The 26,126-nt window shown below is 67.8% G+C and carries 26 protein-coding genes; 16 read left to right on the top strand and 10 right to left on the bottom strand.

What is annotated here, in order from left to right:
• The 7 genes from ACFWQC_RS21855 to metG all read left to right on the top strand — a co-directional run.
• A partial coding sequence (locus tag ACFWQC_RS21855) for a hypothetical protein (RefSeq protein ID WP_378682803.1) occupies window positions 1–960 on the top strand: 960 nt, incomplete at its 5' end.
• Window positions 957–1,823: a hypothetical protein gene (locus ACFWQC_RS21850; RefSeq protein ID WP_378682800.1), complete on the top strand. Its 867-nt coding sequence runs from the start codon at window positions 957–959 to the stop codon at window positions 1,821–1,823. The genes ACFWQC_RS21855 and ACFWQC_RS21850, both read left to right, overlap by 4 nt.
• A gap of 78 nt (window positions 1,824–1,901) precedes the next feature.
• Window positions 1,902–2,525: a DsbA family protein gene (locus tag ACFWQC_RS21845; protein WP_378682797.1), complete on the top strand. Its 624-nt coding sequence runs from the start codon at window positions 1,902–1,904 to the stop codon at window positions 2,523–2,525.
• A 59-nt stretch (window positions 2,526–2,584) separates the two neighbouring features.
• Entirely contained in the window at window positions 2,585–3,115 is a 531-nt protein-coding gene (locus ACFWQC_RS21840) for a TIGR03086 family metal-binding protein (protein WP_378682794.1), read from the top strand.
• Window positions 3,116–3,127: 12 nt separating this feature from the next.
• Window positions 3,128–3,685 (top strand): maleylpyruvate isomerase family mycothiol-dependent enzyme, encoded by a 558-nt coding sequence (locus ACFWQC_RS21835; protein ID WP_378682791.1) that lies wholly within the window; start codon window positions 3,128–3,130, stop codon window positions 3,683–3,685.
• Window positions 3,686–3,761: 76 nt separating this feature from the next.
• A complete protein-coding gene (locus ACFWQC_RS21830; RefSeq protein ID WP_378682788.1) occupies window positions 3,762–4,985 on the top strand; it encodes a peptidoglycan recognition protein in 1,224 nt (407 codons plus the stop codon).
• A 104-nt stretch (window positions 4,986–5,089) separates the two neighbouring features.
• On the top strand, window positions 5,090–6,898 hold the full coding sequence (metG, locus tag ACFWQC_RS21825; RefSeq protein ID WP_378682785.1) for a methionine--tRNA ligase: 1,809 nt from the start codon (window positions 5,090–5,092) through the stop codon (window positions 6,896–6,898).
• A 44-nt stretch (window positions 6,899–6,942) separates the two neighbouring features.
• On the opposite strand, the gene ACFWQC_RS21820 is transcribed toward metG, so the two are convergent.
• Both ACFWQC_RS21820 and ACFWQC_RS21815 read right to left on the bottom strand, forming a co-directional pair.
• Window positions 6,943–7,320 (bottom strand): type II toxin-antitoxin system VapC family toxin, encoded by a 378-nt coding sequence (locus ACFWQC_RS21820; protein WP_378682782.1) that lies wholly within the window; start codon window positions 7,318–7,320, stop codon window positions 6,943–6,945.
• Window positions 7,320–7,580: a type II toxin-antitoxin system Phd/YefM family antitoxin gene (locus ACFWQC_RS21815; RefSeq protein ID WP_378682779.1), complete on the bottom strand. Its 261-nt coding sequence runs from the start codon at window positions 7,578–7,580 to the stop codon at window positions 7,320–7,322. The genes ACFWQC_RS21820 and ACFWQC_RS21815 overlap by 1 nt, the downstream gene beginning before the upstream one ends.
• An 84-nt stretch (window positions 7,581–7,664) precedes the next feature.
• On the opposite strand from ACFWQC_RS21815, the gene ACFWQC_RS21810 reads away from it, so the two are divergent.
• Together ACFWQC_RS21810 and ACFWQC_RS21805 are read left to right on the top strand one after the other, a co-directional pair.
• Window positions 7,665–8,327 (top strand): CTP synthase, encoded by a 663-nt coding sequence (locus tag ACFWQC_RS21810; RefSeq protein WP_378682776.1) that lies wholly within the window; start codon window positions 7,665–7,667, stop codon window positions 8,325–8,327.
• A complete protein-coding gene (locus tag ACFWQC_RS21805; protein WP_378682773.1) occupies window positions 8,324–9,076 on the top strand; it encodes a DUF3626 domain-containing protein in 753 nt (250 codons plus the stop codon). The genes ACFWQC_RS21810 and ACFWQC_RS21805 overlap by 4 nt, the downstream gene beginning before the upstream one ends.
• Here ACFWQC_RS21805 and ACFWQC_RS21800 read toward each other — a convergent pair.
• A complete protein-coding gene (locus ACFWQC_RS21800; protein ID WP_378682770.1) occupies window positions 9,037–10,002 on the bottom strand; it encodes a helix-turn-helix transcriptional regulator in 966 nt (321 codons plus the stop codon). The two genes, ACFWQC_RS21805 and ACFWQC_RS21800, sit on opposite strands and share 40 nt — an antisense overlap.
• A gap of 113 nt (window positions 10,003–10,115) precedes the next feature.
• Here ACFWQC_RS21800 and ACFWQC_RS21795 point away from each other — a divergent pair, with 113 nt between their 5' ends.
• Window positions 10,116–11,237: an epoxide hydrolase family protein gene (locus tag ACFWQC_RS21795; protein ID WP_378682767.1), complete on the top strand. Its 1,122-nt coding sequence runs from the start codon at window positions 10,116–10,118 to the stop codon at window positions 11,235–11,237.
• A gap of 58 nt (window positions 11,238–11,295) precedes the next feature.
• Here ACFWQC_RS21795 and ACFWQC_RS21790 read toward each other — a convergent pair whose 3' ends face one another.
• The 3 genes from ACFWQC_RS21790 to ACFWQC_RS21780 form a co-directional block, all read right to left on the bottom strand.
• Window positions 11,296–11,961, bottom strand: coding sequence for a GPP34 family phosphoprotein (locus ACFWQC_RS21790; protein ID WP_378682764.1), 666 nt, complete (start codon window positions 11,959–11,961; stop codon window positions 11,296–11,298).
• Between the two features lie 69 nt (window positions 11,962–12,030).
• Complete coding sequence (locus ACFWQC_RS21785; RefSeq protein WP_378682761.1) at window positions 12,031–12,480, bottom strand: VOC family protein; 450 nt, start codon at window positions 12,478–12,480, stop codon at window positions 12,031–12,033.
• Between the two features lie 125 nt (window positions 12,481–12,605).
• On the bottom strand, window positions 12,606–13,709 hold the full coding sequence (locus tag ACFWQC_RS21780; RefSeq protein ID WP_378682758.1) for a DNA glycosylase AlkZ-like family protein: 1,104 nt from the start codon (window positions 13,707–13,709) through the stop codon (window positions 12,606–12,608).
• Window positions 13,710–13,862: 153 nt separating this feature from the next.
• Here ACFWQC_RS21780 and ACFWQC_RS21775 point away from each other — a divergent pair, with 153 nt between their 5' ends.
• The 4 genes from ACFWQC_RS21775 (at window position 13,863) to yjfF (ending at window position 18,611) form a co-directional block, all read left to right on the top strand.
• Window positions 13,863–14,840, top strand: a complete 978-nt coding sequence (locus ACFWQC_RS21775) for an ABC transporter substrate-binding protein (RefSeq protein WP_378682755.1) — start codon at window positions 13,863–13,865, stop codon at window positions 14,838–14,840.
• A gap of 132 nt (window positions 14,841–14,972) precedes the next feature.
• On the top strand, window positions 14,973–16,556 hold the full coding sequence (locus ACFWQC_RS21770) for a sugar ABC transporter ATP-binding protein (protein WP_378682752.1): 1,584 nt from the start codon (window positions 14,973–14,975) through the stop codon (window positions 16,554–16,556).
• Window positions 16,549–17,610, top strand: a complete 1,062-nt coding sequence (locus ACFWQC_RS21765) for an ABC transporter permease (RefSeq protein WP_378682749.1) — start codon at window positions 16,549–16,551, stop codon at window positions 17,608–17,610. Before ACFWQC_RS21770 ends, ACFWQC_RS21765 begins: the two co-directional genes overlap by 8 nt.
• Window positions 17,607–18,611 (top strand): galactofuranose ABC transporter, permease protein YjfF, encoded by a 1,005-nt coding sequence (gene yjfF, locus ACFWQC_RS21760; RefSeq protein WP_378682746.1) that lies wholly within the window; start codon window positions 17,607–17,609, stop codon window positions 18,609–18,611. Before ACFWQC_RS21765 ends, yjfF begins: the two co-directional genes overlap by 4 nt.
• Window positions 18,612–19,287: 676 nt before the next feature.
• Here the strand turns inward: yjfF and ACFWQC_RS21755 are convergent.
• Window positions 19,288–20,967, bottom strand: coding sequence for a DUF885 domain-containing protein (locus ACFWQC_RS21755; protein ID WP_378682743.1), 1,680 nt, complete (start codon window positions 20,965–20,967; stop codon window positions 19,288–19,290).
• 87 nt (window positions 20,968–21,054) lie between these two features.
• Here ACFWQC_RS21755 and ACFWQC_RS21750 point away from each other — a divergent pair, with 87 nt between their 5' ends.
• A complete protein-coding gene (locus ACFWQC_RS21750) occupies window positions 21,055–21,630 on the top strand; it encodes a SigE family RNA polymerase sigma factor (RefSeq protein WP_378682740.1) in 576 nt (191 codons plus the stop codon).
• Window positions 21,623–22,906 (top strand): hypothetical protein, encoded by a 1,284-nt coding sequence (locus ACFWQC_RS21745; protein WP_378682737.1) that lies wholly within the window; start codon window positions 21,623–21,625, stop codon window positions 22,904–22,906. The genes ACFWQC_RS21750 and ACFWQC_RS21745 overlap by 8 nt, the downstream gene beginning before the upstream one ends.
• Here ACFWQC_RS21745 and ACFWQC_RS21740 read toward each other — a convergent pair.
• From ACFWQC_RS21740 to ACFWQC_RS21730, 3 genes are read right to left on the bottom strand one after another with little or no spacing between them, the layout of a single operon-like run.
• Complete coding sequence (locus ACFWQC_RS21740) at window positions 22,873–24,219, bottom strand: glycosyltransferase 87 family protein (RefSeq protein ID WP_378682734.1); 1,347 nt, start codon at window positions 24,217–24,219, stop codon at window positions 22,873–22,875. The two genes, ACFWQC_RS21745 and ACFWQC_RS21740, sit on opposite strands and share 34 nt — an antisense overlap.
• Window positions 24,220–24,246: 27 nt before the next feature.
• Entirely contained in the window at window positions 24,247–24,489 is a 243-nt protein-coding gene (locus ACFWQC_RS21735) for an acyl-CoA carboxylase epsilon subunit (protein WP_378682731.1), read from the bottom strand.
• Complete coding sequence (locus ACFWQC_RS21730; protein WP_378682729.1) at window positions 24,486–26,102, bottom strand: acyl-CoA carboxylase subunit beta; 1,617 nt, start codon at window positions 26,100–26,102, stop codon at window positions 24,486–24,488. The genes ACFWQC_RS21735 and ACFWQC_RS21730 overlap by 4 nt, the downstream gene beginning before the upstream one ends.
• Window positions 26,103–26,126: the final 24 nt, after the last annotated feature.

The following is a 26,126-nucleotide window of genomic DNA, read 5'->3' as shown; positions in this document are numbered from 1 at the left end:
CCCACTGTCTCGCTCCATGACGTGATGCTCCTTCCACCACGGACCAGATCCGTGGCATCACGCCGAGCCAGTTACACAAAGATTCCGACAGACCCCTACGCGCCGAAGCTGAACACATTCACGACGCGTGATATGTACAACGGCGCTCTTGCGGACATGGGGTTGAGCATGGATCCGTTCACGTCGAACAGGTATGCCTTCGGCTCGGGGAATCCGATCAGCGGCATCGAGCTCGACGGTCACAGGGCCGTAGACACCAACGGAAATGAACTTCCCGCTCCAAACCCTTGGCAGAAGGGCCACGATGGCGCAGTCGAAGCCTCGGCCGAGGCGGCCGAGGAGTGGGCCGCAGAGAACGGCTACGAAGGCGTGGTAACCACAGATATCAGTGCTAACGGTGGCCACAACGCTAGCAATAAGGTCAAAGGGGGCAGTCAGAAAGGCAACGGCAACGACGGATACGCCGACTTGATCTTCTGGGGAACCGGTGAGGATGAGGGCACCATCTTCGTCTGGGAGATCAAGCATGCCGGAGGCAAAGCCGAGGAAGATGGACCTGCTGACCTAGAAAGATACGTCCGGGGACTGCAAGAGATGTATCCCAATGCGACCGTGGAAGCAGGGCCTGGAGTCGCTGCCAAGAACTACGAGTGGGCCGACGAGGAGCACGGTCGCACTTGGTCGAAGGAAGGGGCAGAGGGCATTCGGCTCTGGGCCTTCAACGACAGGCCAGGGCCTGCGCCGAGGTCGCGGCCCAACCGGCGGCCGAACGAGTATGACCTTGTCACGCCATCTGTGACCACGCCGGATCCATTCATACCAGCGCGCCCTGGCGTCAAGCCCAAGGGAGGGAAGCCCGGGCTATTCTCGATCATCGACTTCGCGTCCGAATGGCATGACGTAATGTTCGATCCGAACTACTGCAACGGTGTCACGATTGCATGCCCGGAGGTCCTGTGAAGGTACCGTTCGGTGGCCAAGAGGAGGTGAAGGACATGGCGAAAGCGAGAGAGGTCGGTGCCTTCGAATCTGTCGTCTTCTTCCCGCAAGGGCCGGACATCCGCGAGAGAACTGAGCAGTGGTTCGCCGCATGTCACAGCTATCTTGAAGGCCCCGTGTTGGATGGGGTCGGTGAGGTGGTGCGCTTCGGCAGTGATACTGGTGTCAAGTTCAGCGGAGAGCCGAACCTGAGCGAGTTCACCTACGATCCTGACCGATCGCTGCAGTACTCGCTGGTGGTGCCCGACGACGATCAGCCAGGCGATTGGCATGCCGACTTGAGGATGAGCCTTTGGGTCGATGCCGTCTCGCCGTACGCAAGCCTTGTGTGCACTTCATACTCGAAGCGCCTCAGCAATTACGAGATCGCCGTATTGCTGCGGGACGTTGTGATGGAGCATGTGGACCGCCACTCGGTCGTGTATGGGGCAGTGGGTTATGGGACCACCCTCGGGAGACCGAGCATGGAAGGTGCTCTGAGACGGTCGTGGATCGTTGGACTGCATCAGGCTGAGTCGGTGTTGCGGGGCTACTCGTGGATTACGGTGGTGCCCGCGGCGTTGGCCGCGGTGGTCGAGACGCGGGCTTCCAAGTTTCCGCAGTTGAAAGTCCAACGTGCCGGCGCTGGAGACCTCATCGTGCAGGCTGGGGAGATGCCTCAGGACTACGACGATGCGATGCAGGCGGCGTTGTTCGAATGCCTTGCTCCTGTTCTTGCGAGTGGCACTCCACGGAAGTCGTTGGAAAAGGCTCGCCCGAGAGGGATCATCTACCGGGACGCGCGCGAGGTCGCGCCGTTTCACCTCCCGGTCGAGCCGACGTAACGATCCTGTGACCGGAGGCCGGCACTGTTCGCGCTCGGGACCGGAACAGATTCGTAGCAGGAGTGGTTGAGTGTCGATATGACGCAGACCACCCCCACCGAGAAGACCGCCGCCGACTTCTGGTTCGACCCCGCCTGTCCGTTCGCCTGGATCACCTCGCGGTGGATCCTCGAGGTGGAGAAGGTGCGCGACGTGGAGGTGACGTGGCACATCATGAGCCTGGCGTACCTCAACCAGGACAAGGACATCCCTGAGGACTACCGGAAGATGCTTGCGACCGCGTGGGGCCCGGTGCGGGTCTGCATGGCGGTGCAGAACGAGTACGGGCAGGAGAAGCTCGCTGAGCTCTACACGGCGCTCGGCACCCGCCGCCACGTCGAGGGTCGCGACTTCGATCGCGTTCTGATCGAGGAGGCGCTGGCTTCGGTCGGGCTGCCCGTCGAGCTGGCCGACGCGATGGACGACTCCGGGTTCGACGAGGCCATCGCGAAGTCCCACCACGAGGGCATGGACCAGGTCGGCAACGACGTCGGCACCCCGACGATCGCGATGAACGGCTCGGCCTTCTTCGGTCCGGTCATCTCCAAGGCGCCGAAGGGTGAGGAGGCCGGCAAGCTCTGGGACGGGTTCCAGCTGATCACCGCCTACCCCTACGTCTACGAGCTCAAGCGCGCGCGGGTTCACGACCTCGACTTCAGCTGAGTCCCGCCCGGGAGGAATTTGTCGGTGACGCCGAGGCCGAGCAGTCGTACGTTGGCAGGGTGACTACCAAAGACGAGGCAGGAATTCTCTCGCGGGCGCTGGACCAGACCGGCGACCTGCTCGACCGGGTGCACGCCGAGACCGTCTCGCTGCCGACGCCGTGCCGGCAGTGGGACGTCGGCACCCTGGCTGACCACGTGATCGCGGACGGCGGCAACTTCGTCACCATGCTTCGTGGCGGGGAGCCCGACTGGGGCGCGCCGGCGCCGCACGTCACCGAGAGCTGGGGGCCGACGTTCAGGGTCGGTGCCGACGACGTCCTCCACGCATGGGGCCAGGGTCCCGGGGCGGCGGTGCCGGTCGGCCTGCTCGTCGCCGAGTACGCCACTCACTCGTGGGACCTCGCGCAGGCGCTCGGCGTCCCGACCTCCGAGCTCGATCCGGAGGTGGCCGAGGTCGGGCTGGACTTCATGAAGGCGACCCTGAAGCCGGAGATGCGCACGGGTGCGTTCGACGCCGAGGTGGAGGCGCCCGAGGGCGCCGGGGCGTACGAGCTGCTGGCTGCTTTCGCGGGACGCAGGCTCGCCTGAGACCATGGTCGTGTGGTTGACCAGATGGGAGTGTTCGCGCTGCAGCGGGCACTGACGCAGGCAGCAGAGCTTCTCGACACCGTCACGGCGGACGACCTGACCCGGCCGACGCCGTGTCCCGACTGGGACCTTCGCAAGCTGGCCAACCACATGATCGCTCAGCCCCGCGTCTACGTGACGATGCTCCAGGGCTCGCCGCCGGGATGGGACGGGCGCGAGGACTACGCGGTCAACCTGGGCGAGGAGCTGCGCACCCGCGGCAACGCGCTGATCAACCTGTGGCGCGAGGTCGGCCCCGACGACATGGTGATGGTCGACCCCGACTGGCAGTCGGCCGAGATCGCGGTCCACACCTGGGACCTGGCGGCCTCTCTCGGGCGGACGACCGACGACCTCGACGAGGCGGTCGCCCAGCGGGCGGTCGTCACGATGGACCGCATCCTCGGGCCGGAGCGCAAGGGGCGGGCCTTCGCCAACGCGCTCTCGGCGCCGGAGGGGTCGGGTGCCTACGAGCACCTGGCGGCGTACGCCGGGAGGCCGGTGCCGTTCGCGCCGGCACCGTCGCACTAGTCACAGAGGTCCCAAACGACACACCGAACACATGCGTTTGCGGCATGTCGGGCCGTTGACTCTCCAAAATCAGGGTATGGCCAGCTTCCCCCGCGTCATCACCGTGACCCTGACCGCTGTCGTTGTCGGCGCGTCGATGCTCGTGCCTGCCATCGGGTCGGCGATCGACCCGGCGGCCGCCCAGAGCGACCAGGGCGACCAGCTGATCAAGCTGCCGCGGCTCGAGGACGGCATCGCCACCCGTGACGTGAAGCTGCCGCCGAGGCTGACCGAGCGGTCTGCCGGCGCGGCCGCGACGGAGAAGCTGAACACGACGACGTTCTCGATGGTCGGGGTGTCCTGGGCCGGAGCGGAGACGCCCCAGGTCGAGGTGCGGGTGAGCAAGTCGGACCGGTGGCGCGAGTGGCAGGAGCTGCCGCTGCAGCAGGACCTGCCCGACGGTGCCGAGGAGGCCGTGGCCGCGCGTGGCAAGGTCGAGCGTCGGGGCACCCAGCCGGTGTGGACCGGCCGGGCCAGCGGCGTACAGGTGCGGGTCGAGGGCGCGCAGCCCAAGGACCTGAAGCTGACCCTGATCAACACCGGGCCGCAGGAGGACGTGAAGGCTCCGAAGCGGGAGGCCGACGATCTGGGCTACGGCAGCGTCTCCGGCGACAGCGGCGCGAACGGCCGGGTCGCGCGGTCGCGACCGAAGTGGGCGCCGAAGCCGGTGATCTTCACCCGGTCGCAGTGGGGAGCCAACAACTCCTGGCGCAACGGACGCCCGGAGTACAACCGCTCGCTCAAGCAGGTCCACATCCACCACACCGCCACCAGCAACAACTACTCCAAGGGCGACGTGCCGGGGATCATCCGCGGCATCTACAGCTATCACACCAGGTCACTGGGGTGGTTCGACATCGCCTACAACTTCCTCATCGACAAGTACGGCCGCGCCTGGGAGGGCCGCTCCGGCGGCATCGACCGGCTCGTCAAGGGCGCGCACACGCGCGGCTTCAACCACCAGTCGATGGGCATCGCCCTGATCGGCAACTTCGAGAACGTACGTCCCTCCGACGACGCCCTCATCAAGACCGAGCGGATGGCCGCCTGGAAGCTCGACATGGCCGGGCGTGACGAGCGCGGCACGCTCGAGACGATCTCGCAGGGCAGCGACCGGTTCCCGGCCGGCCGGCGGGTCCGGGTCTGGGTCATCGACGGCCACTTCCACACCAACGAGACCTCCTGCCCGGGCGCCCAGCTCGCCAAGTGGCTGCCGTGGATCCGGAAGTACGCCTACCAGCGGGACCAGATGTTCAATTAGTGATGCGGCTGTGTTGGTTTCGACGCGCCTCCGCCTAGCGGCTCCGGCGGCTCAACCAACGTGGCGAATGAAAACTGATGGCGCCTGCTCCCTAGGATGGGGCCATGAGCAACGTTCTGTCCGCAGTCGCCTGGCCGTACGCAAATGGCCCGCGCCACATCGGCCATGTGGCCGGTTTCGGCGTGCCCTCCGACGTCTTCAGTCGGTACATGCGGATGGCGGGCCACGACGTGCTCATGGTCTCCGGCTCCGACGAGCACGGCACCCCGATCCTGATCGCCGCCGACGAGGCCGGCGTGACGCCCCAGGAGCTCGTCGACAAGAACCACCGGATCATCGTCGAGGACCTGACCTCGCTCGGCCTGACGTACGACCTCTACACCCGCACCACCTCGGCCAACCACCACTCGGTCGTGCAGGAGCTGTTCCTCGGGGTGTGGAACAACGGCTACTTCGTCGAGCAGACCTCCAAGGGCGCGATCTCGCCGTCGACCGGCCGGACGCTGCCGGACCGCTACATCGAGGGCACCTGCCCCATCTGTGGGGCCGACGGGGCCCGCGGTGACCAGTGCGACAACTGTGGAAACCAGCTCGACCCGGACCAGCTGATCAACCCGGTCTCCAAGATCAACGGGGAGACGCCGGAGTTCGTCGAGACCCAGCACTTCTTCCTCGATCTGCCGGCGCTGGCCGACGCGCTGCACGCCTTCCTCGACGAACGTGAGCAGACCGGTCTGTGGCGTCCCAACGTCATCCGGTTCAGCCAGAACATCCTCAAGGAGATCCGTCCGCGGGCGATGACGCGCGACATCGACTGGGGCATCAAGGTGCCTCTGGACGGCTGGCGCGAGAACCCGACCAAGCGGATGTACGTCTGGTTCGACGCGGTCATCGGCTACCTGTCGGCCTCGATCGAGTGGGCCCGGCGCTCGGGCGACCCCGAGGCTTGGCGTTCGTGGTGGAACGACCCTGAAGCGCTCTCGTACTACTTCATGGGCAAGGACAACATCGTCTTCCACTCCCAGATCTGGCCGGCCGAGCTGCTCGCCTACAACGGTCAGGGCTCGAAGGGCGGCCAGCCCGGTTCCTACGACGTGCTGAACCTGCCGACAGAGGTCGTCTCCAGCGAGTACCTGACGATGGAGGGCAAGAAGTTCTCCTCCTCGAAGAAGATCGTGATCTACGTACGCGACCTCCTCTCGCGCTACCAGCCCGACGCGTTCCGCTACTTCGTGGCCGCCGCCGGCCCCGAGTCGAACGACTCCGACTTCACCTGGGCCGAGTTCGTGCGGCGTACGAACGACGAGCTCGTCGCCGGCTGGGGCAACCTGGTCAACCGCACCGCCACCCTGATCGCGAAGAACTTCGGCGAGCTGCCCGCCGCCGGGACGCTGACCGAGGCGGACCAGGCGATCCTGTCCACGGTCGACGCGGCCTTCGGCACGGTCGGCGACCTGATCGGCCGCCACCGGCAGAAGCAGGCGATCGGCGAGGCGATGCGCGCGGTCGGCGAGGTCAACAAGTACGTCACCGACCTCGAGCCGTGGAAGCTGGCGAAGTTGCCGGAGGACCGCGAGCGTCTCGGCACCGTGCTGCACGTGATGGCGCAGTGCGTCGCCGACCTCAACCTGATCCTGTCCCCGTTCCTGCCGTTCTCCGCCAACGAGATCGACAAGGCCCTCGGTGGCAAGGGCGAGGTCGCCCCGATGCCGCGCATCGAGGAGGTCGAGGATCTCGACACCGCTAAGCCCTACCCGATCATCACCGGCGACTACTCCGGCGCGCCCACCTGGGAGCGCCACCCGATCGTCGTCGGCACGCCCGTGGCGAAGCCCACCCCGGTCTTCCAGAAGCTGGACCCCGCGATCATCGACGAGGAGCTCGACCGCCTGGGCATCAAGCCTCAGGAGTGAGCTGGGTCGAAGTCCGCAGTCACTCAGTGGCTGCGGACTTCGACCTATTTACGTGCGTCCACGATCCATTCGTAGCCGAGCCCGAGCAGGATGCGATCGGACGTCATGAACTCGAGGCCCTCCGCCGCGGCCTGAGCGACCAGGATCCGGTCGAATGGGTCGTGCTTGTTCAACGCCTCGAACTTGGCCACGCGTGCCGCGTGCCGCTCCGTGAACGGAAGCGGGGTGATGCCCTGATCGCCGAAGAGCCGGACGAGATCGTCGGGTGCATCCAGCTTGCCGAGCATCCTCTTCATCGTGATCTCGAAGTGGGAGATCGATGACGCATAGACCGGACCGCCTTCGATGAGGTCCCACGCCACGGGCCCCAACGTGTCCGGGAACGCTGTCATCCGAATCAGGACGTTGGTGTCGAGCAACATCAGTCGCGGTTCCCCTGGATCTCGAGCTCCGGGTCGAACATTCCCCTGATCTCCTCGTCCATCGCTTCCCACTCGTCGTCGCTCGGCAGCGAGAACATGCCGCGGAGGCCACCGAGCCGGACCTTGGACTGCGGGAGGGCCGTGATCTGGACGACGGGCTTGCCTGCGCGCGCGATGATCACCGTCTCGCCGTGCTCGGCCTGATCGACCAAGCGAGACAGATGTGTCTTCGCCTCGTGAATGTTGACCTGCGTTGTCATGAGACCAGTCTAGGTTAGTCCGACTTAGTCCACCAGGGCGGAAATCATTGGATCAGGCTGTGCGTGGCTGCGAGGATTCGGCGCATGATCGCACTGCTCGGGGACGACCGGGGACACCGTAGCCATCAGGAGCTCAACGCGCTTCGGCCGCAGCTGGCCGAGCTCGGGGTAGAGACGGAGTGGGTGCCGACCGACTCTGGGTTCGAGATCTCGAGCTACGACGGGGTCTGGCTGGTTCCTGGCTCGCCCTATGCCGACGACGCCGCGGTTATCGCTGCGCTCACGGACGTCCGCGAGCGGGGGATCCCGTTCCTCGGGTCGTGCGGAGGCATGCAGTACGCCGTGCTGGAGTGGACCCGCAACGTGCTCGGCTCCGCGGCGACCCACGCCGAGTCAGACGGGGCGGGCGAGGACAACGCGGTCGCCGCGCTGACCTGTTCGCTCTACGGCGAGGAGCGGCTGGTGACCCCGGTCCCCGGCACCCGCTTCGCGGGCTGGCAGCCGGAGCCGTTCGTCGGCATGCACTTCTGCAACTACGCGCCGACCGCCGAGGCGGTGATGGCGCTGGAGAAGATCGGGGTCGTCGTCGGCGCCACCGCGGACGACGCCGGCGCGGAGGTCCTGGAGTTCCCGGACCATCCGTTCTACGTCACCAGCATGTTCCAGCCCCACATCGGCGCTCTCGCCGGGGCCCCGGTCCACCCCCTCGTGCGCGCGTTCGTGAGCGCGGTCTTGGCGCGGCGATGAGTCTCACGCTCCAGTTCCACCCCGACTGGCCGCACGCGGACGGGCTGGTGATCGAGTCGCTGGCACGAGACGGGAGGTACCGGTCGCAGTTCGAGACCGGGACGTCGAACGGCGGGTTGACCGCGCGTCGGGGCGGGGACCGGTGGCGCTGGGAGAGCCGACTGTTCGGCGGGCGCTACGACGAAGGACCGGCCGGTGAGCGCCCGGTCTATGGAGCGTGGAACCGTCGCCGCGACCCCTACGGCGGCGCGATCCGGTTCGGATCGGCCCACCTCCGGCTCCGGCCGGAGGTGCTGGAGCGGTGCACGTTCTGCTTCCCCGACTCGGTCCTCGAGCCGACCGACTTCGGTGGCCCGGAGATGTTGCCGCAACTCTCTGCGATGGCCGACTCCTCGGGCTTCGACGATCTCGACGAGTGCGTCGAGGCGCACGTGCACGGCGGCGTCGTGATCGAGCGGGACGTCGAGGCGGTCGTGCTCGACCCGTGCTTCCGAGGGACGAAGGTCGAGTCGGCGGCTCGTTACCTCGGCTGCGCGGTGGAGTGGCATCCGGGCTTCCGCGTCGCCACCAGCGGCCTCGATCCGGACTACCGCGGTCAGGAGTACGTCGACCTGGCACGGTCACTGGGTGACGTACTCACGCCTGATCTTCTCGGCGATACCGCGCGATCCGGCGACTACGACCCGCAGTCGGTCAAGCACGTCTGGCACTACCTGGCTAGGTTCGGGCGTTCCACGGCGGCGGCGTAGCGCTTCGCGAGGATCTCGAGGTGGTCGCGGAGCTCTGGAGGTGACTCGACGGTGAAGTCGAGGCCGAGCATGCCGATCCAGACGGCCACGACCTCGAGGCTGTCTCCGCCGGTGACCAGGACGCTGCGGTCGGGGGCGATCGGCTCGACGGTGCCGACGGCGGGGTTGATGCGGGAGATGACCTCCTCGGCGGAGGCGGCGATGATCAGGCGGGCGTGGACGGCCCAGCCGGTGCGGGCGACCTCGCGTACGACGAACTCGGTGAGGTCGAAGGAGGGGTCGCTCGGACGGAACGGGCGCCCGCCGGGGATCTTGAGACGCAGCCAGTCGACGCGCAGCGGCAGCCAGGCATCGGCGCGGGGGTCGCGGGCGACGAGGTACCAGCGTCGCTGCCAGGCGATCAGCCGGTAGGGCTCGACCTCGATCGGCTCGTCGCGGTAGTCGGCGCGTACGCCGACATGGTCCCGGATCGCGGTGGCCAGCGCCTGCAGGGCGCCGGCGTCGACGTCCGGGTCGGGGACGTTGCTGTCGGTGTTGACCGGGCCGGCGTCCATCGCGTCGACCACTGCGGCAAGCTTGCGACGCAGGTGGTCGGGCAGCACCTGCTCGAGCTTGCCCAGCGCCCTGGCGCTGGTCTCCGCGACACCGGTGATGCCCGTCGCGGCACGCAGCCCGACGGCGACCGCGAGCGCCTCCTCGTCATCGAGGAGCAGCGGCGGGAGGTTGCCCCCCGCGCCGAGCCGGTAGCGCCCGCCCGGGCCGCGCACCGACTCCACCGGATAGCCGAGGTCGCGGAGCTTGGTCATGTCGTTGCGCACGGTGCGCTCGGAGACATCGAGTCGCGTGGCCAGGTCGGCACCGGTCCAGCCGGCCGAGGACTGCAGCAGACCGAGGAGCGCGAGCAGTCGCGCAGAGGTTTCCAGCACGGGCTCAGCGTGCGGGAAAAAAGATTCACGGGCCAGCGGAATTCCGGAATCAGGCTTGCCGGAACCCTTCATAACGTAGGTCTCACAAGGTCGGAAACCACCAAGGAGAAGTCATGAACACGCAGGTCAACGCCGGAATCAGCGCCAAGTCCAACGACGAGATCAGCACCGTCACCGTCGAGTTCCCGCAGGCGGACCTCGATGACCTTCGCACCCGCCTGGAGCGCACCCGATTCGCCCCGAGCGTCCCCGGTGACTCCTGGGACTACGGCACCCCGACGGCCTACCTCGCCGACATGGTCGAGCGCTGGGGGAGCTTCGACTGGCGTGCGGTCGAGGCGCGTATCAACGCCGTGCCCAACCACCTGACCGAGATCGACGGCCAGGTCATCCACTTCGTCCACGTACCTTCCTCGAACCCGGACGCCAAGGCGCTCCTGCTCGCCCACACCTACCCGGGTTCGTTCCTGGAGTTCCTGCCGATGATCGAGCTGCTGACGGAGGAGTTCCACCTGGTGATCCCCGAGCTGCCGGGCTTCGGGCTCTCGACACCTGTGGTCGACACCGGCTGGACGATGAAGCGGGCGGCCGAGGCGTACGACGTACTCATGCGTCGGCTCGGCTACGACTCCTACGGGGTGCACGGCAGCGACGGGGGCGCGATGGTCGGTCGCGAGCTGGCCCTGCTGAACCCGGAGGGCTTCCTCGGTGCGCACGTGCTTCAGCTCTTCTCGTTCCCCTCGGGCGACCCGAGCGAGTTCGAGAACTTCGGGCCGAAGGAGTACGCCGCGCTCGAGCACATGCAGTGGTTCCAGTCCGTCGGCGGCTACAACGCCATGAACGGCTCCCGGCCGCAGACGATCGGTGCGGCGCTGGCCGACTCGCCGGTCGGGACGCTGGCCTACAGCGAGCTCTTCGAGTCCTTCGGCAACGGCACCTCGCTGGTCACCCCCGAGCAGGTCATCGAGCAGGCGACCTACTACTGGCTCACCAACTCCTACGCCTCGGCCGCGCGCTACCACTACGAGGAGGGGCACGCCGAGCGCGAGCCGGAGGTCTCCCAGGGCCGGATCGGCGTCGCCGTCTTCAAGGACGACTTCCAGACCATCAGGTCGCTGGCCGAGCGGGACAACGCCAACATCCAGCACTGGTCGGAGTTCTCCGAGGGCGGTCACTACGCGGCCATGGAGCGTCCCGAGGACGTCGCCGCCGACCTGCGGGCGTTCTTCGCCTGATCGCCTCGCACGAACCCGAGGATCGCAGCCCCTCCGCGGCTGCGATCCTCGGGTTCTGTCAGGTGGTCGTCGTAGTGACGGTGGTGGCGACCATCACCGCGGTCATGACCGCGGTGACCTCGTCCATCGCGTCCTTGACGCCCTTGGCCGCCCAGTCGCCCCGGGCGATCTCCTTCGCCCGCTTCTTGACCGCTCCGGCGCCGACGGCCCTCGTGTCGACCACCTTGTGGGCGAGGTCGATGGAGGAGAGGAGGGCGATGAGCGGGCCGGTCCGTGCGTCCGGTGCGGCGCCCTGGATGAGCACGGCGACCAGGTGGCCGCGTACGGCGTTCTCGTGGGTCGAGTCCGCGGCCGGCCACGTGGTGCGAGGGAAGATGCCGAGGATCTTCTCGTCGCGGCGCTTGAGGATGTTGCGGTCGCACAGCCGCGCGGCGAGCGCCTCGTGCAGCCCCTTGCCGAGATTGGTGACGGCGTTCTTGGCCGCCAGTGGCTTGGCCGCCAACACGTCGTACGCTGCGGCCAGGATCGGCTCGTCCGGCCTCCGTCCCGGCACCACCACGGCCTTGGCCGGGGTGAGCCCGGACTTCGGGACGACCTGGACCGAGCCCGCCATGACGAGCTCGGTCAGGATGGCTCCGCCCAGCGCCTGCTGGACCCAGGACGAGGCGAGCGTGCCCTTCTCGTCGTCGAGCACGAGCAGCAGCAGGTCTTCCGCGATCAGCATGTATCGACGGTAAAACGACTCGCAGCCCGGCGCCTCCTACGAAAGACGGATCTTTGCTCGGACCTTCGTCTAGGCCTGTGCCGACTCGGGACCGGCGACGTCGAACATCCAGCTCACGCCGAACTTGTCGTCGAACTGGCCGAAGTAATCGCCCCAGGGAGCCTGCGCGAACGGCATTCCGGGCGTACCGCCCTCGGAGAGCTTGGCGTAGTAGTCGGCGAAGCGCGGGTGGTCGGCGGGGTCGGCGCTGGTCATCGCGACGGTGATGCCGGCGGTCGGGGCGACGTACTCCATGCCCATCCCCGAAGGCGTGTCGGCGGCCATCAGGACAAGGCCGTCGTCGAGGGTCAGCGAGCCGTGCATGACCAGGTCCTTCGCCTCCGGCGGCAGCGGACCCATCGCGTCGCCCATGGAGTCGAAGGTCATCGTCTCGACGGTGCCGCCGAGCACCGAACGGTAGAACTCGAGCGCCTCCGCGGCCTCGGACTTGAAGCTGATGTAGGGGTTGAGCGTTGCCATTCGGATCGTCTCCTTTGATCGATTTCCGACCCCGTTCGCTCACAATAGGCGCGCCGAAGGAGGTGGAGAAGGGCAATTCGCGTCGGTTTGCCCTGCTCCCCAATTTTGGTTCGGCGGGTTCACCGTCAGGGGCGGACGATCTCGACCCCCAGCCATCCGGCGAGCGCCTCGATCTCGGCCTCGACCGCGTCACCGATCTCGGCGGTCCACCCGAAGTCCTCATGGACGGCGAAGACGTTCATCAGCGCCTTCTTGTGGTCCACCTTCGCGTCGAGCTTCCCGACGAGCCGCTCGCCGTACAGGATCGGGAGGGCGAAGTAACCCCAGCGACGTTTGGTGGCCGGCTTGTACATCTCCAGGACGTACTCGAACCCGAACAGGTCCAGCGCCCGGTCGCGGTCGTAGACGAGTCGGTCGAAGGGGGAGAGCAGGGCAGCCCGTGGCGCGAACCCGTCCTCGAGGGCGGCCAGTGCCTCGGGGTCGACCCGCCACTCGCCGTCGGTGCCGGCCACGGTGCACGGGACGCCGGCGTCCCCGGCGCCGAGCACCTCGCCGCCGGAGGAGTCCTTGCGCCCGGGGCGGGCGATCCCGAGCGATGCCAACCGGCGCACCGTCTCCACCCTGAGGGCGTCCTCTTGGGAGGGCTCTACCGACGCAGGGCTCAGGTCGGACGGGTAGACGCGTTCGGCGAGGTCCCAGGTGCGCAGCTTGCCGCGGCGGCCCGCGATCGCGACCTCACCCATCCGGTTGAGCAGCTCGATCATCCGCAGGACGTTCTTGTCGTTGGTCCAGCCGGTCGAGGCCCAGGGCACCTCGGCGGTGTCCTCGATCTCGCCGGCCACGAGCGGACCGTCGGATCGCAGGCGATCCAGGACCTGCGTACGGAAGCTCTTGTTGGCCTCCACCCACTCGATGGCCGTCGGGTGGATCCGGCCCGGAGACAGAGCGAGAACCGTCTCGATCTCGTCCATCGGGAAGATGAAGCTGGAGAACTCCACCAGCGAGCGCTCCTGCTCGAGGGCGAAAGTCAGATCCGAATGATCGTACGCATCCCCCAACCGCGACCATGCCACCAGATCCGCGCTCGGCGCGATCGCCCTGGTCGGGTCGATCTGCAGGAGGGTCAGCTGGTCCACCGTCTCCACCAGTGAGACCGGCCGACGCGCATCGAGGAGCTGGGCGCGGACGGCGATCCGGCGCGCCTGTTCCGGGGTCAGGGTGAGCGTCATGGTCCACACAGTATGGGGAGTTCCGGACGACCTGCTGCCGATTCGAACCGATCTTCCCATTCCGCTTGACCATGCGAATGTTAGCGCTCACACTGGGTCGCATCGTGACGACGGTCACACTGGCCGCCGCAGTAAAAACACTGGAGGACGACAGTGAAGAAGACCCTCATCGGGCTGTGTGCACTCGCCCTGGGTGGGATGTCGCTCAGCGCGTGCGGCGGCAGCAAAGCCGCCGACGACGGCTCGATCACCATGGGGTTCGCCCAGGTCGGCGCCGAGAGTGGCTGGCGCACCGCGAACACCACATCGATCCAGGACTCGGCCGAGGAGGCCGGCATCGACCTGAAGTTCTCCGACGCTCAGCAGAAGCAGGAGAACCAGATCAAGTCGATCCGGTCATACATCCAGCAGAAGGTGGACGTCATCGCGTTCAGCCCGGTCGTCGAGACCGGCTGGGACGCGGTGCTACAGGAGGCCAAGCGCGCCAAGATCCCCGTCGTGCTGACCGACCGGGCCGTGGACACCGAAGACACCTCGCTCTACGTCACCTTCATCGGCTCCGACTTCGTCGAGGAGGGTGAGAAGGCAGGGCAGTGGCTGGTCGACAACGCAGATGCGTCCGACGTCGACAAGGACGGCGCAGTCAACGTCGTCGAGCTTCAGGGAACCACAGGATCGGCACCGGCGATCGACCGCAAGAAGGGGTTCGAGGACAAGATCTCCGCGGACTCCAAGATCAAGATCACCGAGTCCCAGACCGGGGACTTCACCCGTGACGGCGGCAAGCAGGTCATGGAGGCCTTCTTGCAGTCCAACCCGAAGATCGACGTCGTCTACGCCCACAACGACGACATGGGCCTGGGTGCGATCGAGGCGATCAAGGCAGCCGGCAAGAAGCCCGGCACCGACATCAAGATCATCACCGTCGACGCGGTCAAGGACGGCATGACCGCGCTGGCCGCCGGCGAGATCAACTTCATCGTCGAGTGCAGCCCGTTGCTCGGGCCGCAGCTGATGGACGTCGCCGAGAAGGTCGTCGCCGGCGAGGAGGTCCCCGACCGCATCGTCACCGAGGAGACCACCTTCACCCCGGAGCAGGCCGCTGAGGCGCTGCCCGACCGCAAGTACTGACGCCCGTTGACCGAGGTGTCTCGGTGAGGCGTCGCTTCCCTCGTGGAACTCCACGAGGGAAGCGCGCGCCCACCGAGTTACCTCGGTGAGCATCCGCCGCCGCCCCCTCCGACCAGCAGGAGCCAGTACGACATGAGCCAGGCAGAAGTGAAGCCACCCCGGCCGGTGGTGGAGATGCTCGACGTCTCCATCACGTTCGGAGCGGTCCGAGCGCTCGACAGCGTCTCGCTGCGACTCCTGCCGGGGGAGGTGCACGCGCTCATGGGGGAGAACGGAGCCGGGAAGTCCACGCTGATCAAGGCCCTGACCGGGGTCTACACGATCGACTCGGGTCGGGTGGAGATCGCCGGCGTCGAGACCCAGTTCGCCACCCCGGCCGCGGCTCAGCACGCCGGGATCAGCACGGTCTACCAGGAGGTCAACCTGGTGCCGAACCTCACCGTGGCCGAGAACATGCTCCTCGGCCGCGAGCCCCGCCGCTTCAACGGGATCGGCCCGATCGACCGCCGGGCGATGAACCGCCGCGCCGCCGCCTCCCTGCAGGGCCTCGGTATCGACATCGACCCCGGTTCGGAGCTCGGCAGCCACCCGATCGCCGTCCAACAGCTCGTCGCGATCGCGCGTGCCGTCGACACCGACGCCCGGGTCCTGATCCTCGACGAGCCGACCTCCAGCCTCGACGCCGACGAGGTGGCTCGGCTCTTCGAGGTGATGCGCAGGTTGCGGGACCAGGGCACCGCGATCGTCTTCGTCTCCCACTTCCTCGACCAGGTCTTCGACATCTCCGACCGGATGACGATCCTGCGCAACGGCCGGGTGGTGGGCGAGCGGCTGGTCGAGGGGACCACCCAGCTGGAGCTGGTGCAGCTGATGATCGGCCGCGACCTCCAGGTCCTCGAACGCCTCGACCATGCCGTGCACGAGGCATCCGAGGAGGCTGCGACCGAGCAGCGCCTCCCGGTGCTCAGCGCGGTCGGGCTGGGCCGGAAGGGGAGCCTGGAGGCCACCGACCTCACCCTGTACCCCGGCGAGGTCGTCGGCATCGCCGGCCTGCTCGGCTCTGGGCGTACGGAGCTGGCCCGGCTGCTGTTCGGCGCTGACGCCCCGGACACCGGAGAGCTCACGGTTCGCGGCTCGAGCCGGCGGAGGCTGCGCAGCCCTCGGCACGCGATCGACCGCAAGCTCGCCTTCTGCAGCGAGGACCGCAAGGCCGAGGGGGTCTTCGAGGAGCTCTCCGTGGCCGACAACATGCTGCTCGGCCTGCAGGCCACCCGTGGCTGGCTGCGGCCGATCCCGACGGCCACCCGCGAGAAGCTGGTCACGGAGTTCATGACCGCTCTCGACGTACGGCCGGCCGACCCGAGCCTGCCGATGCGGAGTCTGTCCGGTGGCAACCAGCAGAAGGTGCTGCTCGCGCGCTGGCTGATCACGGAGCCCGACGTCCTACTGCTCGACGAGCCCACCCGCGGCATCGACATCGGTGCCAAGACCCAGATCCAGCAGCTCGTCGCCGATCTCGCGGAGAAGGGGATGAGCGTGGTGTTCATCTCCGCCGAGCTCGAGGAGGTGCTCCGGTTGAGCCACCGGCTGGTGGTCCTCAAGGACCGCCGCAAGATCGCCGAGCGGCCCAACCGGGGCATCGATGTCAACGACGTACTCGAGATCATCACCGGCGAACCCGGCGGTCTCGCCGAGAAGGAGCGAGCAGATGCCTGAGAACATCAGATCGGGCCAGGGGCTCGGCGCCCGCGCGATGGCCCACCGCCTCTTCTGGCCGCTGACCGCGCTCGGCGCGCTGCTGGTGGTCAACCTGATCGCGACGCCGACCTTCTTCAACGTACGCATCCAGGACGGTCACCTCTTCGGCAGCCTGGTCGACATCGTCCGCAACGGTGCCCCGGTGCTGCTGGTCGCGATCGGGATGACGCTGGTCATCGCGACCCGCGGGATCGACCTCTCGGTGGGGGCGGTGGCGGCGATCGCCGGCGCAGTCGCCTGCGTCTACATCGTCAAGAGCCCCGCCGACGGAGCCCTGGGCACGGCCGTCGTCGCGATCTCGATGGCGCTCGCTGTCTGCGTCGCACTGGGGCTGTGGAACGGCTTCCTGGTTGCGGTGGTCGGCATCCAGCCGATCATCGCCACACTGGTCCTGATGGTTGCCGGCCGCGGGATCGCGATGCTCGTGACCGGCGGCCAGATCACCACGGTCAACAACGACGCGTTCGCCGCGCTGGCCTCGGGCCATCTGCTCACCCTCCCGGTCGCCGCGCTGATCGCGCTCGGGGTCTTCACGGCCACCCAGATCGTCGTACGCCGCACTGCGCTCGGCCTGCTCATCGAGTCGGTCGGGATCAACCCGGAGGCGAGCCGGCTGGCCGGCGTACGCTCCCGCACGATCATCTGGACCGTCTACGTCTTCGCGGCGCTGTGCGCCGGGACCGCCGGCCTGATCATCGCCGCCAACACCCACTCGGTGAACGCCAACAGCCTCGGACTGTGGATCGAGCTGGACGCCATCCTGGCCGTCGTCATCGGAGGTACGTCGCTGGCCGGCGGTCGCTTCTCGCTGACCGGCACCCTGGTCGGGGCGATGCTGATCGCCACCCTCACCCGGACCATCCCCAACATCGGCATCCCGGCCGAGGCCAACTATCTGTTCAAGGCGCTGGTGGTCGTGGTCGTGTGCCTGCTGCAGTCGCCGAAGGCGCGAGCGGTGCTGCAACGGCGCAGCGACCGTACGCCGACCAGCCGCGAGGAGGCTGTCGCATGAGTGCTCAGGTGCCCGCGATCGAGACCGGGCTCATCGCCCGGGTCGCACGCTACAGCCCACCGCGCCGCTACCTGCCCGTGCTCGGCACGTTCGCGCTGTTCATCGGCATGTTCGGGGTCGGCGGGATCCGGTATGAAGGGTTCGCCAACCCGCAGGTCTTCCTGACGTTGCTGCTCGACAACGCGTTCCTGATCGTGCTGGCGGTGGGGATGACGTTCGTGATCCTCACCGGCGGGATCGACCTCTCGGTCGGCTCCAACGTGGCCCTCTCGACCCTGATCGCGGCTCGCACGCTCGAGCTCGGCCTGCCGGTGGTCGCGGTGATCGTGATCGTGCTCCTGTCCGGCACCCTGCTCGGCACCGCGATGGGGCTGCTGATCCACTACTTCGACATCCAGCCCTTCATCGCCACCTTGGCGGGCATGTTCCTGGCCCGCGGGCTCTGTTACCTGATCAGCGTCGACTCGATCCCGATCAACGACGAGACCTTCAAGGCCATCGCGTTCGGCACCATCACCCTGCCCGGTGGCTACTACCTCGGGTGGACTGCGGTCTTCGCACTGGTGATCGTCGCGGTCGCTGCGTACGTCCTCTCCTCGACCCGCTTCGGACGCACCGTCTACGCGCTCGGCGGCAGCGAGCCGTCGGCGCTGCTGATGGGGTTGCCGGTGGCGGCGACCCAGGTCGGGGTGTACGCGATCAGCGGGCTGTGTGCTGCGCTGGGTGGGCTGCTGTTCGCGCTCTACACGCTCTCGGGCTACTCGCTGCACGCCGTCGGGATGGAGCTCGACGCGATCGCTGCCGTCGTCATCGGCGGCACGCTGCTCACCGGCGGCCGTGGGTTCGTGATCGGGTCGTTGCTCGGGGTGCTCGTGCTCGGCACGATCCAGACCTTCATCTCCTTCGACGGCACGCTGTCTTCTTGGTGGACTCGGATCACTATCGGGGTGCTGGTGCTCGTGTTTGTCGTTGCGCAGAGGGTGTTGACTCGGCGGGGATAGGTTTTCCGCCTCTTCGGTGCTGTGTCTTTGTGGTTGGGGTTTGCCGCCGACCCTTTCGGGGAGGGTGTTCTCGCCGTCGTCCGGAGTAAAGGACGGCCTTCGGCCGCCGGCTGACGCCGGTCGCCTGCGGCCATCCTTGACACCGGTCGTCGCCGAGAATTTTGGCTGGTTATCGGGTCGGCGGCAGGGGTTTGGTGCGGAGGTTTGGGTTGGGCGGGGGCTTGGGAGCTTGGGTGGTCGGGCCGACCGGTGGAAGGAATTTTCTTTCCGCCCAGAGCCCGTTCTCCGCGGGAGGGTTGGTGGGCGAACGAATTTTCGTTCGCCGTAAGACGCCGCCTACACCGGGGCGGGGTTGGCGGGTGGAAGAAATTTTCCTTCCCCGCGGAGACCCCATGGCCGATGTAGGCGTGGAGCGGTCACCTTCCGTGGGTGAGTGTGCTGTTGCCACACCCGGGCCGCCGCCCCGATAGCCAGCCAAATCTTTCTCGACGTGGTCCGGTGTCAAGGACCGCCGCAGGCGGCCGGCGTAGCCGGCGGCCGCAGGCCGTCCTTTACTCCGGTCCAGGTCGAGAAGACCGTGAAGAACGGGTCGGCGGCCCAGCCCGACCCCGAAAAACAGAGCGCAGACGAAGCGGCACCCCGTGTAAGACCAAATCTTCTGACCAACCCCGCAGAACTACAGCCGCCCGAGCGCAGCCCGAAGAGGATCGAGACCGAGCGAGCCGAGGTCGAGCGCGGCGCGATGGAAGGCCTTCATGTCGAACGCGGCGCCGGCGCGAGCGCGGGCGTCCTCGCGGGCCTGCAGCCAGATCCGCTCACCGACCTTGTAGGACGGTGCCTGGCCGGGCCAGCCGAGGTAGCGGGCTACCTCGAAGTCGAGGAAGGCGTCCTCCATCAGGCAGTGCTGCCCGATGAACTCGCGGCCGAGTGCGGGAGTCCACACCTCGCCGGGGTGGAAGCCGAACGGGTTGTCCTCCGGGATGGTCAGCTCCAGGTGCATGCCGATGTCGATGATCACCCGCGCCGCCCGGAACGACTGGCCATCGAGCATGCCGAGACGGTCACCGGGGTCATCGAGGTAGCCGAGATCGTCCATGAGGCGCTCGGCGTAGAGCGCCCAGCCCTCGCCGTGGCCCGAGACCCAGCACATCAGCCGCTGCCAGCGGTTGAGCAGCTCGGCGCGGTAGGCGGTCTGGGCGACCTGGAGGTGATGGCCCGGTACGCCCTCGTGGTAGACCGTGGTCAGCTCACGCCAGGTGCCGAACGAGGTGACCGACTCGGGCACCGACCACCACATGCGGCCGGGCCGGGAGAAGTCCTCGGAGGGACCGGTGTAGTAGATCCCGCCATCGGTGGTCGGCGCGATCATGCACTCGATCCGGCGGACCGGCTCGGGGATGTCGAAGTGCACGTCGGCCAGCTCCGCGATCGCGCGGTCGGCGGCGGTCTGCATCCACTCCTTGAGCGCGGCGGTCGAGGTCAGCTGCCGCGCGGGGTCCTTGTCGAGATGGGCGGCCGCCTCGACGACGCTCGATCCCGGCAGGATCCGGTCGGCGGTGGCCTCCATGTCGTCGGAGAGTCGCTTGAGCTCCTCCCAACCCCAGGCGTACGTCTCCTCCAGGTCGATCTCGGCGCCGAGGTAACGCCGGGAGGAGAGCTGGTAGTGGTCGCGCCCGACGGCCTCCTTCGGCAGCCCGTTGGGTACCAGGTCGGCGGCCATGAAGCGCCCGAACTCGGCGAACGCCTCGTTGGCCTTCGTCGCGGAGGCGTCGAGCTCGGCGCGTAGCGAGGCAGGAACGGCGTCAGGGGCACGCGAGACCAGACCGGTGAAGAAGTCACCGGCGCCCTTCTGCCCGGTCCAGCTCAGGATCTGGTCGGCCACCTTCTCGTACTGAGCCGTCGCCGAGACCCGTCCGGCCGCGGCCTCCTCCCGAAGGGTCGCGGTGTAGCCCGCGACCGCGTCCGGCATCCCGGCCAGCCGGGCGCCGATCGCGGCCCAGTCGTCCTCGGTGCCCGTCGGCATCAGGTCGAAGACCTCGCGCAGGTTGTGGATGCCGCTGGTGATGACGGAGACGAACTTGCGGTCCAGCTGTGCCTCGGCGAACTCGATGTCGAGCCCGACCCGCTCCAGGAACGCGTCCTTGGCGACCTGCTCACGCTCGTCGACCGGCTTGATCGCGGCCACATCGGCGTAGGCCGCACGGTTGAGCTCCTCCACCGCCTGCATCCCGTCGGGGGAGAGGTCGGGGAGCTCCGCGTCGTGGCCGGCGACACCGACGTACGTCGCGGTCAGCGGGTCGAGGGCGCAGAGCTCCTCGACATAGCGGTCGGTACGGGCGTCTACTTCACGGGTCACCCGGCCAACCTTAGGACCGGGGAGTCTTGGGGCAACTCAATTCCGCTTTACACGCAACGAACACGTCAGACTTCGCGTAGGAGGGGTGTGAACGTGCCAGAGGAGGTGTCCGTGGACGCCGACGAGGAGGAGAGGGGCCAGGCCCAGAATGTGGATTTTGGGGCCTGGGTGGCCTCGAGGGGGCCCGCGCTACAGCGGTTCGCCTATCTGGTGACCGGCAACAACTCCGACGCTCCTGACCTGGTGCAGGACGCCCTCGCCCGTGCGCTGCCGCGGTGGGAGTCGCTGGCGGCGTCCGGGACGGCGGAGGCGTACGTGAAGAGGAGCATCGTCAACGGGTCGATCAGCGGCTGGCGCAAGCGGCGCCGGCTGGTGCTGGTCGAGGACGTCGAGCCGATGGCGACCAGCCATGAGCCGGGCCCCGAGGAGCGAGACGCGGACGAGGCGTGGGAGCTGGTGCAGACGCTCCCGTCCAACCAGCGAGCAGCGGTGGTCCTCCGGTTCTACGAGGACCTGTCGTTCGCGCAGATAGCGACGGTGCTCGACTGCGCCGAGGCGACTGCCCGCTCACATGTGCACCGGGCGCTGGCCAAGCTGAGGCAGCGGTTGAACGAGCAAGGCTCTGTTGATCAGAGAGGGAACGAGGGGGTTGACAATGAGTGACTTCGAGCGCGAGGAGCGGGCCTTCCGGGCCGCCCTGGCCCGTGCGGCCGACGGTTTCGAGCCGCGGGAGCTCGCGATCCCCGGGGCTTCTGAAGGGTCTGGACCGGCTGACCTGTCCGACGAGACCGAGAAGGCCGAGGAGAAGGCACCCGTACGCCGGAAGGCGCCCTGGATCCTGGCCGCTGCCGCCGCGGTGCTGGCAGTTGTCGGCCTGGGTGGCGTGGTGGCCAACCTGCAGCCCACCGGCAGCGGTGGCGAGAGCACTGCCGCCAGCGACGCCTCCGGCGCCGAGGACGGCGACGCGCCCAAGGCGTTCGGTGCAGATGAGGCGGCCCCCGAAGGCACCTACATCGAGCGCGGCCGCACCGACCTGCCCGCGCCTGCGGACGGGAACCGCTGGGCGGTCCGCTACGACATCGCCTTCCAGGTGCCCGAGGAGTGGGCCGACGCCACGGCACCAGCGCTGCCGGAGTGCATCGCGAAGCCCGGCGACCAATGGGACACCGTGCCGCGGACTCCCTACGTCGCGAACATCACCAACCAGCCGGTGCCGAGCATCGCCTGCAACGAGACCAGCGACCGTGACTTCCCGCCGCAGTTCGGCAAGGTGCCGTTCGCGCTGTGGCAGCCCTACGTCCTGATCGAGAAGCCGGGCAAGGGCGCCACCCTCCAGACCGGCTCCTGGGAGCACGAGGGCTGGCTGCTGACCCGGGTGCAGGTCGAGGACGCGTACGCAACGATCCTCACCGGGCCAGGCGACGAGCGGGTCAACCAGGAGATCAAGGGGTCTCTGAGGACCGTGGCGAAGGATCCCTACGGCTGCGAGACCGCCTCGCCGCTGGCTGAGGGCGACCCGGTGCGGCCGAAGAGCGACCCGGCGACATCACCGCTGGAGGGCGACGCCCCGGAGTCGATCGCGATCTGCGAGTACGAGCCGTCCTCGGCGTCGCTGACCGGTTCGCGAGAGGTCACCGGCGGCGACGCCGCGGGGCTCGTGGAGGCGATCCGCAGCGCGCCGGCTCGTTCCGGTCCCAACACGCCGCAGAACTGTGCCGCCGGGCAGCCGGTGACGGCGTACGTCATCCTGCGGATCTTCCGCGACGGAGGCGAGCCCGGGGAGGTCTTCGTGAACTACGAGAACTGCGACGACCACGGGTTCTACGACGGCGTCACCGTGCACGAGCTCACCGTGGCGGCCTGCCGGCCGGTGTTCGCCGAGGAGCCGGTCACGATCTACTCGGCTCAGGGCGACGTGGCCAAGGTCTGCCTCTCCTGACCCTCGATTGCTGGCCGCCCCCGCTCGGGGCGGGCGGCCAGCAACCGAGTAGTGCGCCACGCGGCGTAGAGGAAGAGAAGCACCAGCAGGCCGTTGCGCCAGGCAAGCACCTCGGTGATCCACGGTGAGCCGATGTCGTTGAAGGTGAGCATGTAGCCGTACATCCGCGGGAAGATCTCGTGGGTCAGCAGCGTCGCCACGACCAGCACGACCGACCAGATCCCGAGCTGCCGGCGAGCGCGGCCGCGGAGCAGGACCAGCCCGGCGGAGGCGGCGGGGAGCAGCCAGAGCATGTACTGCGGGCTGAGCACCTTGTTGGTCACCAGGAACGCGGCCACCGTCGCGAGCACCAGCCACACGATCGTCTCCTCGGTCCGTGCGCCGCGAGGGAGGCGACGCCAGGCGAGCACCCACCAGACGATGACGAGCGCCCCGGCGACCACGGAGGCGACCGTCGCCGCGAGGAGCAGCGCCTCGACCAGCGGCCCGCTGATGTCGTAGGCCTTCCACTCGGTGTAGTCGATCGCGTAGCCGCTCTCCGGACCGCCGTGGCCCCACTCGTACATCGCCGGGGTCGCGAAGACCGACTCGATCTGCAGACCCCGCTCGCCCTGGTAGTTCAGCGGTGTCCAGAGGCGGTCCCAGCCACCGAGGACAAGACTCAGCCCGGCTAGGGCGATGCCGGTGCCGGCGACGGTCAGGAGGACCCCGTGGCGGGTGGTGCGCTTCGCGGCGAGGGCCGGGATGACCAGGATCGGCCAGTACTTCGCGCCGGTCGCGAAGGCCGCGAACGCCGCGGCCACCTTCGGTCTCCTGACCGCGTAGAGCACCGCCAGGCCGACCATGATCCCGGGGAAGAGGTCGAAGCGGGCGTACGCCGTCGCCCCCATCGCCGGGACCGCGACCAGCCACATCACCTCCGCGAACGAGATCCCGAGTCTCGGGTGCGTCCCGCGGCGGTTGCGGACGAGCAGCACCATGAAGAGCAGGTCGGTCAGCGCCGCCATCGCCAGCACGGCCACGATGTAGGCCTCGCCGCCCAGTTGGAGCAGGCCGATCGCTGCGTACGGGATCCAGAGCAGCAGCAGTGCCGGCACCGGATACTCGACCAGCGCCCCCGCGACCCCGTCCGTGGCCAGTGCGTCGAGGCTGTCGCGGTAGTAGTTCACGTCGCCCACCACGCCCCACTCCGCGCCCCACCAGGAGAACGAGCCCTCCGCTGCTGCCGGGAAGCCGTAGAGGATCACCACCCATCCCCGGGTCACCAGCCACGCCAGGGTGACCAGGAGATATCGCCGAGAGAACGTGATCACGGAGCGATCATGACATTGCGGTCCTCGTCAGCGTGGCAGGCCGCTGGCGCGCCAGGCGTTGGGGCCGGGGTGGAGTGGGGTGCGCAGCTGGGGGGTGGCCCACAGGGAGCGTGGCTTCTTCTTGGCTGCCTCGCCGGCTGAGCCGAGGGCCGCGAAGACGGCCACGATCGCGGCGATCTCTTCGGGGGTGGCGTTGTGGTCGATGACCTTGAGCAGGGGCTGCTGCTCGGCCTTCGACTCCTGGGGCTGCGGCTCCTGGGACGCGGTCACAGCGGGATGTTCCCGTGCTTCTTCGCGGGGAGCGTTTCCCTCTTGGTGCGCAGGAGCCGGAGGGCGCGGGTGACTTCGGCGCGGGTTTCGTGGGGTGGGATGACGGCGTCGATGTAGCCGCGTTCGGCGGCGATGTAGGGGTTGGCCAGGGTGGTTTCGTATTCGTCGATGAGCTGGGCGCGTTTGGCTTCGATCTCGTCGGTGCTGGCGCCGGAGGTTTCCAGGTCGGCCAGGGTGCGGCGGTGGATGATGTTGGCCGCGCCTTGGGCGCCCATGACCGCGATCTGGGCGGTGGGCCAGGCCAGGTTGATGTCGGCGCCGAGGTGTTTGGAGCCCATCACGTCATAGGCGCCGCCGTAGGCCTTGCGGGTGATGATCGTGACCAGGGGGACGGTGGCCTCGGCGTAGGCGTAGATCAGTTTCGCGCCGCGGCGGATGATGCCGTTGTGTTCTTGGTCGGTGCCGGGTAGGAACCCGGGGACGTCGACGAAGGTGATGACCGGGACGTTGAAGGCGTCGCAGGTGCGGACGAAGCGGGCGGCCTTCTCGGAGGCGTCGATATCGAGACAGCCGGCGAACTGCATCGGCTGGTTGGCCACGATCCCGACCGGGCGGCCCTCGATCCGGGCGTAGCCGATCAGGATGTTGGGGGCCCACAACGGCTGGACCTCGAGGAACTCCTCATCGTCCACGACGTGGGAGATGACCTCGTGCATGTCGTAGGGCTGGTTCCCGCCATCAGGGATGAAGGTGTCCAGCTCGCGGTCCAGGTCGGAGATCTCCAGATCCGCGGCCTCGTCGAACGCGGGGGGCTCTTCCATGTTGTTCGAGGGCAGGTAGGAGAGCAGGGCTTTGACGTAGTCGATCGCGTCGGCCTCATCAGCGCCCATGTAGTGGGCCACCCCGGACTTGGAGTTGTGGGCCAGGGCGCCGCCGAGCTCTTCCATGGTGATGTCCTCACCGGTCACGGTCTTGATCACGTCGGGGCCGGTGATGAACATGCCGGAGGTCTTGTCGACCATGATGGTGAAGTCGGTGACCGCGGGGGAGTAGACATGCCCGCCGGCGCAGTTGCCCATGATCAGGCTGATCTGCGGGATCACCCCCGAAGCGTGGACGTTGCGTTTGAAGATCTCCCCATACAGACCCAGGGAGACCACACCCTCTTGGATCCGGGCGCCGGCGCCCTCGTTGATCCCGATCAGCGGGGACCCGGTCTTGATCGCCAGGTCCATGATCTTGGTGATCTTCTCGCCATAGACCTCACCCAGGGAGCCACCGAAGACGGTGAAGTCCTGGGAGAAGACACAGACCTGACGGCCCTCGATGGTGCCGTACCCGGTGACCACACCATCACCGAAGGGCCGGTTCCTCTCCAGCCCGAACGCCACCGACCGGTGCCGGGCCAGCTCATCGACCTCCTGGAACGAGCCCTCATCCAGGAGCATCTCGATCCGCTCCCGCGCGGTCTGACGACCCTTCGCATGCTGCTTCTCCACCGCCTTGGCAGAACCAGCATGGACAGCCTCGTCAAGACGACGCTCCAGCTCGGCCAGCTTCCCGGCAGTCGTGTGCAGATCGATCTCGGGCTCGTTGGTCGGTTCGGCGCTCACGTTGCTCCTTTGGACTTCGTGCGG

This window comes from Nocardioides sp. NPDC058538 (assembly GCF_042719275.1).
Lineage (GTDB): Bacteria > Actinomycetota > Actinomycetes > Propionibacteriales > Nocardioidaceae > Nocardioides.
Note: the sequence above shows the minus strand (reverse complement) of the source record. Positions and strands in the feature narration are given on the sequence as shown.

What these genes read in the sequence shown, in the direction of transcription:
- ACFWQC_RS21815 (WP_378682779.1), bottom strand. Translation starts at nt 7,580, where the DNA reads ATGACAACGCAGGTCAACATTCACGAGGCGAAGACACATCTGTCTCGC.
- ACFWQC_RS21785 (WP_378682761.1), bottom strand. Translation starts at nt 12,480, where the DNA reads ATGGCAACGCTCAACCCCTACATCAGCTTCAAGTCCGAGGCCGCGGAG.
- ACFWQC_RS21745 (WP_378682737.1), top strand. Translation starts at nt 21,623, where the DNA reads ATGAGTGACTTCGAGCGCGAGGAGCGGGCCTTCCGGGCCGCCCTGGCC.
- metG (WP_378682785.1), top strand. Translation starts at nt 5,090, where the DNA reads ATGAGCAACGTTCTGTCCGCAGTCGCCTGGCCGTACGCAAATGGCCCG.
- ACFWQC_RS21765 (WP_378682749.1), top strand. Translation starts at nt 16,549, where the DNA reads ATGCCTGAGAACATCAGATCGGGCCAGGGGCTCGGCGCCCGCGCGATG.
- ACFWQC_RS21770 (WP_378682752.1), top strand. Translation starts at nt 14,973, where the DNA reads ATGAGCCAGGCAGAAGTGAAGCCACCCCGGCCGGTGGTGGAGATGCTC.
- ACFWQC_RS21805 (WP_378682773.1), top strand. Translation starts at nt 8,324, where the DNA reads ATGAGTCTCACGCTCCAGTTCCACCCCGACTGGCCGCACGCGGACGGG.
- ACFWQC_RS21795 (WP_378682767.1), top strand. Translation starts at nt 10,116, where the DNA reads ATGAACACGCAGGTCAACGCCGGAATCAGCGCCAAGTCCAACGACGAG.
- ACFWQC_RS21845 (WP_378682797.1), top strand. Translation starts at nt 1,902, where the DNA reads ATGACGCAGACCACCCCCACCGAGAAGACCGCCGCCGACTTCTGGTTC.
- ACFWQC_RS21820 (WP_378682782.1), bottom strand. Translation starts at nt 7,320, where the DNA reads ATGTTGCTCGACACCAACGTCCTGATTCGGATGACAGCGTTCCCGGAC.
- ACFWQC_RS21810 (WP_378682776.1), top strand. Translation starts at nt 7,665, where the DNA reads ATGATCGCACTGCTCGGGGACGACCGGGGACACCGTAGCCATCAGGAG.
- ACFWQC_RS21780 (WP_378682758.1), bottom strand. Translation starts at nt 13,709, where the DNA reads ATGACGCTCACCCTGACCCCGGAACAGGCGCGCCGGATCGCCGTCCGC.
- yjfF (WP_378682746.1), top strand. Translation starts at nt 17,607, where the DNA reads ATGAGTGCTCAGGTGCCCGCGATCGAGACCGGGCTCATCGCCCGGGTC.
- ACFWQC_RS21790 (WP_378682764.1), bottom strand. Translation starts at nt 11,961, where the DNA reads ATGCTGATCGCGGAAGACCTGCTGCTGCTCGTGCTCGACGACGAGAAG.
- ACFWQC_RS21830 (WP_378682788.1), top strand. Translation starts at nt 3,762, where the DNA reads ATGGCCAGCTTCCCCCGCGTCATCACCGTGACCCTGACCGCTGTCGTT.